Here is a 17,283-nt window from a genome sequence, read left to right as displayed (position 1 = left end):
TTCTTGTTGGCCATATCTACTACTGATTTACATCATAAATGTATGAAAATCAATAAGTTAAATCAAATTTAAAACGAAAAAAAACAACTTAAATTGTTAATAATCAAGACGATAGGAATACAGGTAGACGCAAAAGAGCCCGTATCACGATTTATGATACAGGCTCTTTATCTTATAATTTTTATAGAAACTTAAGCGTATGGAATTCCATCTTTAGATGGCAAACTGCTATGTCCCATTAAGTATTGATCAACTTTTCTGGCTGTTTCTCTTCCTTCAGATATTGCCCAAACCACTAGTGATTGTCCACGACGCACATCACCGGCAGCAAAAATCTTAGCAATATTTGTTTGGTATTTACCTTCTTCAGCTTTTACGTTACCTCTGTTGTCAAGTTCAACACCAAGTTTTTCAATTAATCCTTCTTTTTGCGGATGTAAGAAACCCATCGCTAAAAGTACCAACTGACAAGGAAGATCACGTTCTGTTCCTGCTTTTTCTTTGAAATTCATCGGGCGACCGTTTGCATCGATTTCCCATTCAACATCAACTACTTTTACAGCTTTCAGATTCCCGTTTTCATCTTTGATAAACTCCTTAGTGTTTACTCCCCACCCTCTTTCGCATCCTTCTTCGTGCGAAGAAGTTACTTTTAAAAGCATTGGGTAAGTTGGCCAAGGCATATTGTTTGTACGTTTTTCAGCTGGCATCGGCATAATCTCAAACTGAGTTACCGACTTAGCGCCCTGACGGTTAGAAGTACCGATACAATCAGATCCGGTATCACCACCACCAATTACGATCACATCTTTTCCTGTTGCTAAAATGTCTTCGCCACCAACTGCGAAACCTTTAACACGTTTGTTTTGCTGTTTTAAGAAATCCATAGCAAAGTGAACCCCTTTCGCATCTCTTCCTGTTGCAGGCAAATCTCTTGGAATGGTTGAACCACCTGCAAGAATGATCGATTGATAGTCTCTAAGTAATGTATTTATTTCAACATTTACACCAACGTTTGAGTTGCATTTAAATACGATACCTTCTTTTTCCATTAAAGCGATGCGTCTTGTAACAACATCTTTCTGTAATTTAAAATCAGGAATACCATAGTTAAGCAAACCACCCGGTGTGTCGTCACGTTCGTAAACAACAACCTCATGTCCGGCTCTGTTCAATTGAGCAGCAGCAGCCAAACCTGCAGGTCCTGAACCAATAACAGCAACTTTTTTACCAGTGCGAATTAGAGGTTGTTCAGCTTTGATGTAACCTTTTTCGAAGGCAATTTCAATGATGTGTTTTTCTATTTCCTCAATAGATACAGGAGATTTGTTGATCCCTAACACACATGCTGACTCGCATGGCGCAGGGCAAATTCTACCTGTAAATTCAGGGAAGTTGTTTGTGCTCAATAAGATAGTGCTAGCTAAATGCCAGTCGCCTTTATATACGGCTTCATTGAATTCAGGAATCACGTTACCTAGAGGGCAACCCGACTGACAGAAAGGAACTCCGCAATCCATACATCTGGCTGCTTCTTTGTTTACTTCTTCCAGTTCAAAATTCTTTACGAATTCATTATAGTGTTTTAAACGCTCTTTTGCATCTTCTTTTAAAGGAGCAGTTCTTTCAAATTCTAAAAATCCAGTTACTTTTCCCATTATTTAAGATATTTTCAGTTTGTTACTTTTGTTCATTAATACTGCTTTGTATTCTTTAGGGAATACTTTGATGAAATGTGCAGATTGAGTAGCCCAGTCGTCTAATAAGAATTTAGCTACTGTACTTTCGGTAAGCTGAAGGTGTTTCTTTAATAATTGGGTGATACGTAATTCGTCTTGTTCATCAAGAGGATCAAGATCAACCATTTCTTTATTGCATTTGTTTGCAAAATCACCTTTAACATTATAGATCCATGCAACACCACCGCTCATACCAGCAGCAAAGTTGCTACCTGTATCACCGATTACAAGCACTTCACCACCAGTCATGTACTCACAACCGTGATCACCAAGTCCTTCAACAACAGCAGTTGCACCAGAGTTACGAACAGCAAATCTTTCACCTGCTTGTCCTCTAACAAACAACTCACCAGAAGTTGCACCGTAAAGTGCTACGTTACCGATAATGATGTTCTGCTCAGGTACATATTTAGTAGTACTGAAAGGGAAAATTGATAACCTTGCTCCCGACAGTCCTTTACCTACATAGTCATTGGCCTCACCTTCAAGATGTAACGAGATACCTTTTGTCGCAAACCCACCGAAACTCTGACCAGCAGAACCTTTGAATTTGAAATTGATGGTATCAGCAGGTAAACCTTGAGATTTGTAAACTTTCGAAACTTCGTTTGAAAGCATAGTACCAATTGAACGATTGGTATTTTTAACTTCGAACTCTTTATATATAGGCTCTTTGTTAAATAGTGCAGGTTGTGCAGCTTTGATTAATTCGTGATCTAAAATATCTGCTAAACCATGATCCTGATCTTCTGTTTTGAATAAGCTTAATCCATTATCTGGAGCTTTATATAAAATTGCAGAAAAATCAAGGTCTTTTTGTTTCCAATCTTCCTGATCTACAGCGCGTACTTTTAATGCATCAGATTGACCAACCATTTCTTCAACACTTCTGAAACCAAGTTCAGCCATTGTTTCTCTTAACTCCTGAGCTAAGAAATAGAATAGGTTAACTACGTGATCAGCCTCACCTGTAAATAGTTTTCTTAAGTTAGGATCCTGAGTAGCAACACCAACCGGACAAGTATTTAAGTGACATTTACGCATCATAATACATCCAGCGGTTACCAATGCTGCAGTTGCAACACCCCATTCTTCAGCTCCAAGTAACGTTGCAATAGCAATATCTCTACCTGTTTTTAGCTGACCATCTGTTTGTAACACAACTCTACTACGCAAACGGTTTTTAACAAGTGTTTGGTGAGCTTCTGCTAATCCAAGTTCCCAAGGTAAACCAGCGTGTTGAATAGAGGTTAACGGAGATGCACCAGTACCACCATCAAATCCTGAAACCAGGATTACATCAGCGTGAGCTTTAGCAACACCGGCAGCGATAGTACCAACACCAGCTTTAGAAACTAGTTTTACGTTGATTCTTGCTTCTCTGTTCGCATTCTTTAAGTCGAATATTAGCTGTGCTAAATCCTCGATAGAGTAAATATCGTGGTGTGGCGGAGGAGAGATCAAGCCTACTCCCGGAGTAGCGTGACGAACTTTTGCAATCCAGTCATCTACTTTGTGTCCAGGTAACTGACCACCTTCACCAGGTTTTGCACCTTGTGCCATTTTAATTTGTAACTCATCTGCATTAGTTAGGTAGTAACTGGTTACACCAAAACGTGCAGAGGCGATTTGCTTAATTGCCGAGCGCATTGAGTCGCCGTTTTCAAGCGTTTCATATCTCAGTTCATCTTCACCACCTTCTCCTGTATTGCTTTTTCCGCCGATACGGTTCATTGCAATAGCTAATGTAGAGTGAGCTTCGTGAGAGATGGAACCGAATGACATTGCTCCGGTAGCAAATCTTTTAAAGATGTTTTCAACTGGCTCAACCTCCTCTAAAGAAACAGCCGGACGGTTGTAGTTGAATTCAAATAAACCTCTAATGGTATAAGCTTGATTTGTTTGCTCATTTACCAATTTAGAGTATTGTTTATAGGTACCGTAGTCATTTTTCCTGGTCGCATTTTGCAACAAGTGGATGGTTTGAGGGTTGAACAAATGCTGCTCCCCTTTACGTTTCCATTTGTAGTTACCACCTGTAGGTAAAATTGGATCAGGACGGTTAGCCAGTTTAAATACTCTGTTGTGTTTAATCAACGTTTCTTTAGCTATTTCGTCTAAACCTAATCCGCCGATTCTTGAAACAGCTCCGGTAAAGTAGTTGTCTACTACAGTTTTATTTAATCCAAGAATTTCGAATATCTGAGCACCATGGTATGATTGTAATGTAGAGATACCCATTTTAGAGAATATCTTTAACAAACCGTTGTTAACTGCGTATACGTAATTTTGGAATAGTTTTTCCTTTTTCTCTTCTAACTCAGTTTCAAAACCTGCGATAGTTTCTAAAGCCAGGTAAGGGTTTACTGCAGTTGCACCAAAACCAATTAAGGTTGCAAAGTGGTGAACTTCCCAAACATCACCAGCCTCAACAACAATACCAACAGCACCTCTGTATCCTTTACGGATCAAGTGATGGTGAACTGCTGAAACAGCTAATAAAGAAGGAATGGCAGCATGCTCAGAATCTAAAGCCCTGTCCGAAAGGATAATTACCTGAAAACCATCTTCAACAGCATCAACGGCATAACGACAAAGTCTTTCTATAGCTTTAGCTAATGCGCCTGGTTTACCGTCAGCTCTGAAATAAGTTTGAAGTGTTTTAGCCTGGAATACTCCGGTATCTATACTTCTTACTTTCTCAAGTTCAGGATTGGTTAATATTGGATGTTTAATGCCTACACAATGACATTGCATAGCGTTTTCTTCCAATAAGTTACCGTTGTTACCCATGAAGCCGGCTAAACTCATTACCACTTTTTCCCTGATCGGGTCAATTGGCGGGTTAGTAACCTGAGCAAATAACTGCTTAAAGTATGAAGATAAGTGTTGAGGTTTTTGAGAAAGAACAGCCAATGGAATATCAGTACCCATTGAACCGATTGGTTCTTTGCCGTCCTGAGCCATTGGTTTTAAGATTAGATCGATGTCCTCTCTGCTATAACCAAACACTTGTTGATATCTAAAAATAGACTCCTGAGATAGGTTGCTAAATACCAGTCTTGGCTCAGGAAGTTCTTCCAGTCTGATTTGGTATTTATTGATCCAGTCGCCATAAGGTTTGCTGCCGCATACCTGTTGTTTAATTTCGGCATCACTAATGATTCTGCCTTGCTCCATATCAACCACAAACATTTTTCCAGGAGTTAATCTTCCTTTCTCAATGATTTTGCTTTGATCTAGCGCTAACGCACCAGCTTCAGAAGCCATGATTACACGGTCGTCTTCAGTGATGGCATATCTTTGTGGACGAAGTCCGTTTCTGTCTAATGTAGCACCGATCAGGTTTCCGTCTGTAAATGAAACTGCAGCTGGTCCATCCCATGGCTCCATTAAAGTAGCATGGAATTTATAGAAAGCTTGTTTCAACTCATCCATATCATCATTACCATCCCAGGCCTCAGGAATCAACATCATAAGAACGTGTGGTAAAGAACGACCAGAGTGAAGTAGCAATTCTACTATATTATCTAAACATCCTGAATCAGAGTTAGACTCATCAATAACAGGAAGTAAAATATTTAATTCTTCAGGAGTAAAGTAAGACGAGGCAAAAGATTTAACACTTGCTCTGAACCAGTTAAGGTTACCTTGCAAAGTATTGATCTCTCCATTATGGGCAATGTACCTGAAAGGTTGTGCTAACCTCCATGACGGGAAAGTGTTTGTAGCAAAACGCGAGTGAACTAAACCAAATGCAGAAACTACGCGCTTATCACTAAGCTCAGTAAAGTAGCTTCTAACCTGTAACGAAGTTAACTGACCTTTATATACTATTGTTCTTGATGAAAAAGAAGCTATATAAAAGTCGCCGTTAATACCTTTTACAGTACTGTTAATGGTTTTAGACAGGTAGTTTTTAAATACGTAAAGTTTACGTTCAAAATCAGCACCTGCTGCAATTGCGTGAGGACGGGCAACAAATACTTGTTCCATTTCCGGCTCAACTGATAAAGCCATGTCGCCAATACCATTAGTATTGGTTAATACTCTTCTAAAGCCTAGAACTTCCAGTCCTAGTTTTTCTGCAGCGCGGTAAATAATTTCCCTACATTCTTCTCTTGCCTTCACATCTTTGGGTAGGAATAGCATCCCGACGCCGTAATCTCCAGATTCATTTAAGCTGAATCCAATTTTGAGACACTCGTCATACAGGAATTCATGGGGTATTTGTATCATAATACCAGCCCCATCGCCCGTATTGATTTCAGCACCGACAGCCCCGCGGTGATCAAGATTTTCAAGAATGGTTATAGCGTCAGAAATTATTTGCTGTGATTTTCTACCCTTAATGTGGGCAACAAATCCGATACCGCAGGCATCGTGCTCAAAACGCTGGTCATATAACCCTTGGTTATCTTGTTTTGGTTCCATAAGTCTCGTTTAAATATTAGTTTTGGTATAGTGTATTTAGGACACTAAGATACGAATAAAAATCAATGAATTATAATATTTACATATTTTTTAGAAAAAAAGCAGTACTTCATAACAAAGCGAATGCTTAATTGCCATATTTACAAATTACCTTGTTTTAATTTACGATCTTAACAATGGTGTTATTTAGAATTATTTCGCATAACAAAAAATTTACAATGAGGTTTTTGAGGTGCAAATGTTGTTTTCTGCTTTTATTTGCCATGTTTTTCCGATCCGGCTTAGTACAATTAGCCTGTTTCTTTCTTTAGGTTATTAAATTATAAAGGAAATATTATTTTTTTTCTCAGCTCAATCTCTTTAACGTCAATTGATTACCTTTATTTCCCTAAAAAAGTTTAAATTTTTAATGATTTTCCTTTCGTAGATTCAGGTCTTTTGCTACTTTTGTGGCGGGCAAGTCTTTTACGATCAGCTCCTTTTGAACTCCCCCAGGTCGGGAACGAAGCAAGGGTAGAAAGTTGTAGCGATGCGATAAGAGGTGCTTGCCCTTTTTTTACTTTCAATGTAAAAAAAGGCACTCCTCTCCCATTTATTCCACATTTTCTTACGAAGACCTCAATGTAATTACCTAATTTAGGCGTTTAATAATTGAGAACTTATAACATTAACCAATTTTCTAAATTAAATAACATGAAATTTTTTATTGACACAGCTAATCTTGATCAAATAAAAGAAGCACAAGATCTTGGAGTTTTAGATGGTGTAACCACTAATCCTAGTCTTATGGCTAAAGAAGGTATTACAGGTGATGCTAATGTACTTGCACATTATAAAGCTATCTGTTCTATCGTTGATGACAATGTAAGTGCTGAAGTAATCTCTACTACTTTTGATGAAATGATCAAAGAAGGTGAAGCTTTAGCTAAATTAGATCCAAAGATTGTTGTTAAAGTTCCTATGATTAAAGATGGTGTTAAAGCAATTAAATATCTTTCATCAAAAGGAATCAGAACTAACTGTACATTGATTTTCTCTGCTGGACAGGCATTATTGGCTGCTAAAGCAGGTGCTACTTATGTATCTCCATTTTTAGGTCGTTTAGATGACATCTCTACTGATGGTTTGCAATTAATTGAAGATATCAGATTAATATTTGATAACTACGAATACCCAACTCAAATTTTAGCTGCTTCTATCCGTGGCCCATTACATATTGTTAACTGTGCTAAATTAGGTGCTGATGTAATTACAGGTCCTTTATCTGCAATTACTGCTTTATTAAAACACCCATTAACTGATAGCGGTTTAGCTCAGTTCCTTGCGGATCACAAAAAAGCTGCTGAAGCGAAATAGTATTTCTTTAATGCATTAAAAAAGGGCTTTATCATACGATAAAGCCCTTTTTGATTATCGGGTAACTACTTATTCTTCAATCCTGCGCTAAGCGTTTGAAACTCACTTCCCGCAAGTACTTCTTTAACTAAGTCGTAATCTATTTGTTCGTCAGGCAGAATCTCTATACCTCTCACTCCTGCCCCATTTGCGGCTTCTACATCTCTTGGTTTATCACCAATCATTACAGAAAGAGCAGGATCAATGTTATATGTTGCAATAGCCTCTAACAGCATTCCTGATTTAGGTTTTCTGCATTCACAATCACCGGATACTGTAGGATGATGCGGGCAGTAGTACGCGTGTGTTATAAGCGCCCCTTGCTCTTCAAACTTATTAGCTAATACTTTGTGCATCTCTGCCAATGTTTCTTCGGTGTAACGCTTTTGTGCAATTCCACCCTGATTTGTGATTACGATTAACAAATAACCTTCGTCGTATAGTTTCTTTAGAGGAGGTATCTGGTATTCTAATACTTCAAAATCTTCTAATTTGGTAATATAGTCGTAGATTTCGTGATTCAGGACGCCATCGCGATCCAAAAAAATAGCTTTATTCATTATTTATAGTTATTCCTTTCGGTATTAATTATACCTTACGGTGTTAGTTTATTGCCCCAAATATGGGAATATAAAGTTTATTATAGCCAGCTATTGTTTGTTTTTATTAAACAAATGACCTTTGCTTATGTTATTAAAAGAGTTAAACATTAAATAAAATTTTATGCCTTACATTAAAAAGAACCCTGAGAGTAGCTCATCGGTTAATATATTTTTTGAAGATTTAGGTTCTGGTCAACCTGTAATTTTAATACACGGATGGCCAGTTTCTCATGAAATGTGGGAATATCAGATTGACGCACTGGTAAATGCCGGATATAGATGTATAGCTTACGACAGACGCGGCTTTGGTCAATCAGATAAACCTTGGGATGGTTATGATTACGATACCTTGGCGGCCGATTTACACGAAGTAATTACCGCATTAAACCTTACAGATGTTGCATTGGTAGGTTTTTCTATGGGTGGTGGTGAAGTAGTTAGATATTTAGGTAAATACGGATCCTCGAGAATAAGTAAAGCAGTACTTTTGGGTTCAGTGGTTCCAATGCTTTTAAAGACAGAAGAGCATGAAGATGGTGTGCCTCAGGAAGTATTTGATGGCATGATAGCCGGTCTGCAAAATGACAGACCTACTTTTTTAAGTGAATTTGGTAAGCAGTTTTTTAGTGGAGCTGCAGATAGCTCGCCGGTAAGCCAGGGAATTCAGAATTGGATGCATCAGCTAGCTATGGTTGCCAGTCCACGTGCCACAACACAATGTGTTCGTTCGTTTTCTGAAACTAATTTCAGAACAGATTTGAATGTAATTACTATTCCGGTAATGATTATTCACGGTAGCGATGATAAGATAGTTCCGATTAATATTACCAGCGAGGTAACGGCTTCTTTGTTGCCTAATTCAGATTATCATGTAATTGAGGGAGCATCTCACGGATTATTCTTTACCCATAAGGACGAGGTAAACAAAGCGCTGATTAAATTTTTGAATAAATAAGCATTGTTTTTCCTCATGTTCTATGGGGAAAAACTCATTTTTTATACTGCAGAGGGTATTAATTGGATATGAAGAAAAGGTTAAATATAAATAATCTGGCTAGGAATCAGCGTTCTATGCGATTTAAGGATATATTATTTGCAGAATATATATCGTAATCCTATATTTGCATCACTTTAAAGGGAAACGCTTTAGAGAAAAGTTCAAACAAGAACTTTGATTCCGTAGCTCAGCTGGTAGAGCATTACACTTTTAATGTAGTGGTCCTGGGTTCGAATCCCAGCGGGATCACAAATAATAGTAACAAAAACGTACAAAAGCCTGCAAATCAAATGATTGCAGGCTTTTGTTTTTAGCACAGACCACAAAATATGCATTAAATCACTAAAAAAAAGTGAGTGATTAGGTGAATAATTTAAGGGGCTGTTCTACTCACCGAATAAAGTATAACCAGCTGTTATACAGAAAGTTCAACCATTGAACGACTTGATACGATTAAACTGCAAGGCTAATTTTGTTAACCTTAAATCAGTTGATTATGAAAACGAACTTCAGTGTCTTATTCTACCTTAAAAAGCCTAAAAACTATATTAAAGGCACTATTCCCATTTATTTAAGAGTTACTGTTGACGGTAAACGTACTGAAATTTCAGCCAGTCGGGAATGTGAGCCGAAATTATGGAACACCAAAGCCGGACACATGACTGGCACCAAAGAAGAAGCCAAAATCTTAAACACTTATCTGGACAAGATGAAGGCCGAGGTTACCGCCTCCCACACCTTACTGTGTATGGAAGGTGTAGAAATTACTGCCGAAAGAATAAAAAGCAAGTATCTTGGCAAGGAAGAAAAAACACATACCTTACTTGAGGCCATTAAAGACCATAACAAGAAAATGAAAGCTTTATTGGACACGGACTATGCGCCGGGTACACTTAGGCGCTTTGAGGTGCTGGAAAGACATGTCAAAGACTTTCTAGTTCATTTGTACAAAAAAAGCGACATCAATGTACGGTTGATTGATAAAGAGTTTATCGGAAATTTTGACTTCTACCTCCGCAACGAAAAGAAAAACAGAAACAATACTGCCGTTAAGCACCTTAAAAACCTTGGTAAGATTGTCCGTATTTGTATCGGCAACAAATGGATCAATAGCGACCCTTTCTTTGGCTACAAGCTAAAATCCAAAGATGTACACCGAGATTACCTTACTGCCGATGAACTGCAAAGAATAGCAAAAAAAAGGTTTAGTACCCCAAGATTAACACAGGTCAGGGATTTTTTCCTGTTCAGTTGCTATACTGGGTTATCTTATGCCGACGTACAAAAACTGAAACCCTCGGATATTTGCATTGGTGGCGATGGGGAACGATGGATTGTTACCTATAGACAAAAGACCGATACAAGGGCGGCAATCCCCTTACTCCCTGTAGCAGAAGCGATACTGGATAAGTATAAAGATCATCCTATCTGCATCAATCAAGACAAAGCCCTGCCAGTTTCCAGTAACCAGAAAATGAACGAGTACTTGGTAGAAGTTGCTGCCTTGACCGATGTGCGAAAGACATTGGGCAACCGTATCGCCAAACGTACTTTTGCAACTACGATAACCCTTTGCAATGGTGTACCTATTGAAAGTGTATCGAAGATGCTGGGACATACTAGCCTGCGTACTACCCAGCTTTATGCTAAAATATTAGATGAAAAAGTAGGCAATGATATGGCACCGTTAAGAGAAATGTTTACTGGACTGAAAGCAGATACAGAAGTAACGCAAGCTAAAGCTAATGTGGCAAATTTGGATGTGACAGACCAAAACGTAAAATCAATATTAGAACTTCTCCAGTCGGATGCTACAGATCAACAGATTATGCCAGAAATGATGCGACTAAGAGAAAAGCTACAGCTTGCAATTTAATAATTTACATACAAGGCCGGGATATGATCCTAGCCTTGTATGATCTCTTTTGTTGAAAAAACTATATTGAATGTTGACATCACAATGCTCCCACCGACAGGCAGAAACCGGAGAATACTGCACCGTAACTACCAAAAGCGAGAACAACAGGGTGGCAACAGGCGCTGGGGTTTCGCAGGCCACATCGTGCGTGGGGGATAAATTTATGTGCTAAACTGAACAAAAATAGAGATTATTATAAAGTTATTTTACAGGATTTTAGCGTCTGTTCCACGATTCATTTATTGCCTCCGTCATCAGCATAATTAAGAAACCACCGTTTTTGATATGACTGCCTTGGTTATATATACAGCGAGACTACAGCAGCTGATCTTAATTGAGAATGTTAATTTTAAAAAGAAATCCATGCGAAAAATTCCGAGAAAACAACTGTTTTCTGATTTTACGGCAGTTATTTTTTTGTATTACGTGGAACATCCGTGTTACAAACTCAACGAAACGTTGTGTAAGCGTCCTAAACATACCTAGAATGATTTTTGTTGTTATAAGGAATACAAAGGTTGTAGTACTTTTGTTAACTTCGGCTATAACTCAACTACAAGAAAAATTAATCAGAATGAAAATACTTTTTATAGGGAATAGTATTATACAAGGAGTTCTTGGTGAGAGTTTCGTGAAATTATTCGCACGTGAAAATCCTAATTGGATAATTAAAAACAGTGGGATTGGTGGGGACACCTTAACCAACGTTAGCGAGAGAGTGATTACTGAATTAAGTCATGATGCTGGCATTGACTTTATCGTATTTGAATCGGGTTACAATGATATTATTCTACCATATTTTAATAAACGTGGATTTCTGTTCCGACTTGCTTTAAAATTTTTACTATTTAGAGGCAGAAATCCGTTATCCGATCCGATTGCATTTAAAGCTGAATATAAAAAAATAGTCGGGAAGATGAAGGAGATAACTAGTGCTAAAATAGTTTTGATGACCCTTGGGTGTATTAATGAAAATCTTCAGTTTGAATTAAATATTAAGAGATTGGAATTCAATCAAATCATACGCGAAATCGCAGAAGAAAAAGGTTGCTTATTAGCTGATGTCGGACAGCAATTTGAATTCGTTCTAAGTCAACGCAATCAGACTAACTATATCTTAAAGAGCTTTTGGAATTCAGTATATTTTGACCGCAAAGCTTGCAATACAACAAATGGTGCTAAAAAATTAAGTTCCAAGCGCAGTTTGCAATTGACAATAGATGGTGTGCATCTTAATTCTGACGGTGCCGAAATTTTCAAATCTGTAATCCAAACACAAATTAATACTATTTAATAATTATAAGCAGGTGCGTTTTACAAAAATGTAGACAAGTATACTAAGTGCATTTTTTCTCTCTTGCACTCTTCGCCATACAATCGACTCTAAAGGCTTCACAACCTTTAGGCATGGCGCTCAGACTATTGACCATAGCAAACAGTTTTTCAAAAACCCCTCGTTCTCTGATAAATGTATTGGGAGTTATTATTATTGCACCGTTTTTGATACTGTGCATAGTTTGATGATTCCCTCCCTGACCCGTTATGATTACTATTCTTCAACTTTCAAATCAATTCTATTAAAGTTTATTAAGTAATAAATTGTGCAACAGCTCAGTAAGCCTATACTAAATAACAAATAATGGTGCCCAAGAATTGACCACATCGACGCAAAGAAGAAAAACAGCAACCATTTTAGATAGTTATCCATATTTAATTTTACAATATATAATATCACTAAAAGGAAAAATAATCCAGTTAGACCAAATAGAAAACCATTAGTAATTGAATATAGGTTGTACCCGGATGATATAATTAATAACATCCATTCAGGTATCAGAATGATTGCGAAAATTAATAACCAGCGATATAATCTTTTGTAAACTGAAACTGGCAAGCTTTTGCAAAAATTCAGATACACTATTTCGAACTTTAACAATGTGAAGACCAGAACCGCATGACATAAAACGGATGCCAATAAAGCAACTAATAACACCCGTGTATCGTTGCCTACATCTGCAAACATCCAAAGAATGCTTTTAAAGAAAACTAACGACAAAACTTTGCACATCAATAGCATTAATGTTTGTTCATTAAATAAATAATATAGTGGCCAGCTGAAGAAAGATCTTTTAGTTTTTATGCCTGAATTGATTTGTTTTTTTTCTTGTTTTAAAAAACCAAACGTTACCGATTGATAAGAAAGAAAAGATAAGCCGAAAGCTAAGGCGGAGTAAACGATCAAAATGCATATCAGGCTAATAAATGAGTGGCTATAAACACTTATGCCAATCAACACAAACACATAAATGATAATAGGTAAAAGAATTACAGAATATAAGGTCAGCCATAGTTTTAACTGTGTATGCCTATCCAAAGTACCTATCTCATTAATAAAATTATACTGAGCTAGGGCCAATTTTTGTTTAATAAAAAAGTGAACTTTAACACTATATAAAAACCAAGAGGCAAATACTATAGCCATTCCCAGTGGAGACGAAATTCCAGCTAATAATAAGGCTTTATGGTAACCTATTAATTGTGAAGGTTCAACCACTCCAAACAAAACATAAAGTCCTACAAGAAAGAAACCTGCATGCTGCTGATAAAATTCTCTTGCTAAACTTTTAATTAATAACCTCAGCATTTAAAGTTGAATAACTTGTTTATCTAGGATTTGGAATACTCCATCTAATTCTAGTTGATCGTTGCTAACTTCTTGGTGCGATGACAAAATAAAGCTCTTTCCTTGCAAGGCTTTTTCTTTAATCAGTTTATAGAGTTTATCCGATGAGCTAATATCAATTGTAATCAGTGGTTCGTCTAAAATGTATAAATCAACATTCCCGATGAAAGCGCAAATCAATGAAAGTTTTTTTAGCATTCCACTAGAATAACTGCCGATTGTATTATCAAGAAAAGGTGTCATTTCGAAATAATCAGCAAGCTCATCAACTTGTTTTCTTTGAGCCTCTCGGGTTTCGATATAAAAATCAATTAATTCTCTTCCTTTAACAAAGGTGGGATATTGTGGTTCAGCTTCAGCAAAACTAATTCTAGAACGGAATTTAATGGGGTCTTTTCTCAGGTTAATTCCATTCAGATTCACCTCACCTTTAAACGGTATTTGCCCAGAGATGATTCGAAATAAGGTTGACTTGCCTGTGCCATTCCCTCCTTTTAACCAATAAATTCCCTCATCAATTTTCCATTCATTAAAGTTTAGTACCTCATGGCTACCGTATTTTTTGTTGATGTTCGTCGTGCTAAGCAAATTTAGTTTTTATGTTATGATCGATTAATACTTGACTTGTTACAATTGATAAAAAAATCAAATGATTGCCCTGATTTTTGTTTTTATTTGGAATTTGACTTGTTACCACGATGCAAGGTTCATTAGATTTTGATCAGCTCTATGTTACGATATTTACTTGACTTCAAGTTCGTAGTGTTTTCTTATCTCGTCAACATAAGCTTCAAAGTGCTCTTTATAATAACCCTTTGGAACCTGTATTCTGAAGTTTTTCTCACTAAAAAACAAAACTACCTCAGAGTCCATTTCAGATTCCAAAAGATACCATACATTGGGCTTTGATGAGGAACAAATAAAGAACCTAGCAATTTGATCTTCACAAAAAAGCAAGGCCTTTCCATTTACCCTGAACCTTAGCTTAAGTTCGTAATAATCTCCCTTGTCTGTTAAAAGAAAGCTTAAGCTTGGTATGTCCATTGAAAAAGTTGCCACCTGCATACACATTTTCATTGGCCTCTTCTGTATGTTCCTCATACCATAGGTAAACAGATAATGGGTGAACGGTTCCTGGGTAAGCATTGGCAGTGCTTTATTAAAAAGTTCAAAAATCTTTCTCTTCTTGTCCAGATTCATACTGGCAATTTCATCTGATCTTTCCTCATTATCCCCGTATTCAACGAACTGAATCTTTGCAATTTTCTTCATCTGATAGCATATCTTGTTCAGATTAAGTTGATTTGAAGTGAGATCAGATTCGTGAAAATCATTATTCTCAAAGAGAAAACTCTTATAGGACTTTACCGTTCTGTTATCTGCATTGGTAGAAAAAGTATAGGGTATCAGAAAAGGATAATGGTTTGAATGAAACCTCAAGGAATCGGTGTTTGCAAGACAGTAACCAATGCCATTTTCATTTTTTAGTTTTGTCAACCCGTTCAATGCTTCCCCCCTCTTCAAAACACTTCGTTCCAATACATCCAAAAAATAATCATTAGGCCTGAAAAAGCCCTTGAACATCTTCTTTAGTTTGATGTCTACTCCATAGCGGTCACAAATTACATCAAGATATTTGGATCTTCCCGTTACTTCGTTAAAGCATTCCGGCCAATAGTATTCATCAAAGTCATGGAATTCATTCCACAACATAGCTCTTAAAGTTCGGTATGCATATCTTCCGAGATAGGATTCATCCGTATCAACACTACAGCTTACCAGAAGATGATCATATTCCACCTTAAGGTAAACCTTTACCAAGGGTTCATTTTCGAGCTTTACCCGAATTGTCAATACACCCTTTTTAAAGGAAATCGGTTTTCTTTTCACGAGATAATATGGTCTGTTACCAGCCCTATGTTCGGTATTGGATTCAAGAACATTTAATCTCAATATGCGGGTGTTCTTTTCAAATGGGAGTTTGTAAAACTGGGAAATTGGTTTTCCAGCAACCATAACTTGATTAGTCATTTTCAGTTTCTCCTTTCACTAATTCAGAATCTTCGCACTCAGTGGTGAGGAGGTATATTTTTTTATCGCAAAGACCTTTTGCAAGAAGTAGAAAATTATGTATCAGGCTATAAAGCTTTTCTGCATCACCCATTTCGACATTGAAATTATCCTTATATCTCGAATGGCTGTAACTGTTCATCAGTTTTTCGAAAAGCCTCCTGTTCTCAGGCGTGCCGAGTAATAGTTCTCGTGGCTCTTCCGAGAAACAGGCACAAATATCCAGTAACCTACCCAAATGGTGTATATCAGATCTGTAGGCCATAAAAACTCTAATCATTGCAATGCATGACTGTTCAACAACCTGATGGAGCATAAATACACAAACATTAAATTTTTCGTTGTCAAAACACTCTCCTGCACCGTCCAAAAACCCCTGTGCCATGGGTATCCTGTGATAAAGATGCTTTTTCGCTTTTTCAAGGGCTATATTTTTATCCAACTGATATTCTGGAAATAGGTTGAATGTACCATCATGGCTGTAAAGGTGGCAACCCGTATTGAACACCGTTATAAAAAACCTGTTGTTGCCTTCAATAGCCGTATCTACGCTTTCCCTACTGTGCACCAAAATCGTAATCTTCCCGAAATTAAAATGTGTGTTCACATAATCCTGAACCCCATGCTCAATTCGCGTAGTTCCCTCAATTACCATCAACAAATAGTAATGAAAACTGGAAGTGGTCTGTTCGGGCATGAATGAAGTGCAGGAATCCTTGTTGAAACTAATTTCTCCAAACTTCAGAATATTAAGGGGCTTGAACCGCTCTGCAAGAGCTCTAACAAAATTGGAGAACCTTACATTCTGGCCCTCTACTGGCTTTAATAATTTCTTTTTCATATCTTCATGGTTATTGTGAAACCAATTTCGATTAGAAAAAGAGTGTACCGAACTATAACGGGTTGTTAAATACAAGTCTTAGGTTGTTTTTAACTGTCGGAAAATTTTAAATATATTTGGACATGGAAACCTCAGAAAAAACTAACAAAATGCATCTTGGTAGAAAAATAAGCCGAATCCGTGAACTGCGTGGCATGAAGCAGGAAGCGCTTGCGACTGAACTGGGCATTAGCCAGCAGGCCATTAGCAAACTGGAACAAAGTGAGGAGATTGAAGATTCAACTTTAGAAAAGATTGCTGTAGTTTTGGGCGTATCCTCCGAGGCTATCAAAGGATACTCCGATGAGGCTGTTTTCAATATTATTTCAAATACTTTCCATAATACGAGCAGTGATAACTCTACATTGATAGCAAGTTCCTTAAATTATCAGCCTACATTCAATACAGTTGAAAAGATAGTCGAACTCTATGAACGATTGCTTCAAAGCGAACGTGAAAAGGTAGAATTACTTAAAGGCACAAATAACGAAAAGTAAATTTTCCTGGTTTAACTTTTTATTAGCTTAATAAGATTAGTGATTTTTGATCATAAAATACCGCATTA

11 protein-coding genes, 1 tRNA gene and 1 other RNA gene are annotated in these 17,283 nt (G+C 37.2%); 7 read left to right on the top strand and 6 right to left on the bottom strand.

The genetic code is table 11. From position 1 onward, the window contains the following. Nucleotides 1–191: 191 nt before the first annotated feature. Together HQN83_RS16090 and gltB are read right to left on the bottom strand one after the other, a co-directional pair. A complete protein-coding gene (locus HQN83_RS16090; RefSeq protein ID WP_173091340.1) occupies nt 192–1,658 on the bottom strand; it encodes a glutamate synthase subunit beta in 1,467 nt (488 codons plus the stop codon). 3 nt (nt 1,659–1,661) lie between these two features. Next, nucleotides 1,662–6,173 (bottom strand): glutamate synthase large subunit, encoded by a 4,512-nt coding sequence (gene gltB / locus HQN83_RS16085; protein ID WP_173091339.1) that lies wholly within the window; start codon nt 6,171–6,173, stop codon nt 1,662–1,664. 454 nt (nt 6,174–6,627) lie between these two features. On the opposite strand from gltB, the gene ffs reads away from it, so the two are divergent. Beyond that, an RNA gene (ffs, locus tag HQN83_RS16080) (signal recognition particle sRNA small type) lies at nt 6,628–6,727 on the top strand. A gap of 139 nt (nt 6,728–6,866) precedes the next feature. Continuing rightward, nucleotides 6,867–7,529 (top strand): fructose-6-phosphate aldolase, encoded by a 663-nt coding sequence (gene fsa, locus HQN83_RS16075; RefSeq protein WP_173091338.1) that lies wholly within the window; start codon nt 6,867–6,869, stop codon nt 7,527–7,529. A 65-nt stretch (nt 7,530–7,594) separates the two neighbouring features. Here the strand turns inward: fsa and HQN83_RS16070 are convergent, their stop codons facing one another. Then, on the bottom strand, nt 7,595–8,128 hold the full coding sequence (locus tag HQN83_RS16070; protein ID WP_173091337.1) for a D-glycero-alpha-D-manno-heptose-1,7-bisphosphate 7-phosphatase: 534 nt from the start codon (nt 8,126–8,128) through the stop codon (nt 7,595–7,597). A 163-nt stretch (nt 8,129–8,291) separates the two neighbouring features. Between HQN83_RS16070 and HQN83_RS16065 the strand changes: the two genes are divergently transcribed. The 4 genes from HQN83_RS16065 to HQN83_RS16050 all read left to right on the top strand — a co-directional run bounded on the left by HQN83_RS16065 (nt 8,292) and on the right by HQN83_RS16050 (nt 12,379). Next, nucleotides 8,292–9,125 carry an alpha/beta fold hydrolase gene (locus HQN83_RS16065; RefSeq protein WP_173091336.1) on the top strand — a complete coding sequence of 278 codons (834 nt, stop codon included), beginning with the start codon at nt 8,292–8,294 and terminating at the stop codon, nt 9,123–9,125. A gap of 218 nt (nt 9,126–9,343) precedes the next feature. Further along, a tRNA-Lys gene (locus HQN83_RS16060) sits at nt 9,344–9,416 on the top strand. Nucleotides 9,417–9,663: 247 nt separating this feature from the next. Beyond that, a complete protein-coding gene (locus HQN83_RS16055) occupies nt 9,664–11,043 on the top strand; it encodes a site-specific integrase (protein ID WP_173091335.1) in 1,380 nt (459 codons plus the stop codon). Nucleotides 11,044–11,659: 616 nt separating this feature from the next. Continuing rightward, nucleotides 11,660–12,379: an SGNH/GDSL hydrolase family protein gene (locus HQN83_RS16050; protein WP_173091334.1), complete on the top strand. Its 720-nt coding sequence runs from the start codon at nt 11,660–11,662 to the stop codon at nt 12,377–12,379. A gap of 1,350 nt (nt 12,380–13,729) precedes the next feature. Here the strand turns inward: HQN83_RS16050 and HQN83_RS16045 are convergent. The 3 genes from HQN83_RS16045 to HQN83_RS16035 all read right to left on the bottom strand — a co-directional run bounded on the left by HQN83_RS16045 (nt 13,730) and on the right by HQN83_RS16035 (nt 16,679). Further along, nucleotides 13,730–14,356 (bottom strand): ATP-binding cassette domain-containing protein, encoded by a 627-nt coding sequence (locus HQN83_RS16045; RefSeq protein WP_173091333.1) that lies wholly within the window; start codon nt 14,354–14,356, stop codon nt 13,730–13,732. Between the two features lie 153 nt (nt 14,357–14,509). After that, nucleotides 14,510–15,799, bottom strand: coding sequence for a hypothetical protein (locus tag HQN83_RS16040; protein ID WP_173091332.1), 1,290 nt, complete (start codon nt 15,797–15,799; stop codon nt 14,510–14,512). Then, nucleotides 15,792–16,679: a HEPN domain-containing protein gene (locus tag HQN83_RS16035; protein ID WP_173091331.1), complete on the bottom strand. Its 888-nt coding sequence runs from the start codon at nt 16,677–16,679 to the stop codon at nt 15,792–15,794. The genes HQN83_RS16040 and HQN83_RS16035 overlap by 8 nt, the downstream gene beginning before the upstream one ends. Before the next feature lie 122 nt (nt 16,680–16,801). On the opposite strand from HQN83_RS16035, the gene HQN83_RS16030 reads away from it, so the two are divergent. Next, a complete protein-coding gene (locus HQN83_RS16030) occupies nt 16,802–17,215 on the top strand; it encodes a helix-turn-helix domain-containing protein (RefSeq protein ID WP_173091330.1) in 414 nt (137 codons plus the stop codon). The last annotated feature ends 68 nt before the right edge of the window (nt 17,216–17,283 follow it).

Source organism: Pedobacter foliorum (genome assembly GCF_013266735.1).
In the GTDB taxonomy this organism is placed as follows: domain Bacteria; phylum Bacteroidota; class Bacteroidia; order Sphingobacteriales; family Sphingobacteriaceae; genus Pedobacter; species Pedobacter foliorum.
This window is presented reverse-complemented; position numbering and strand designations above follow the sequence as displayed.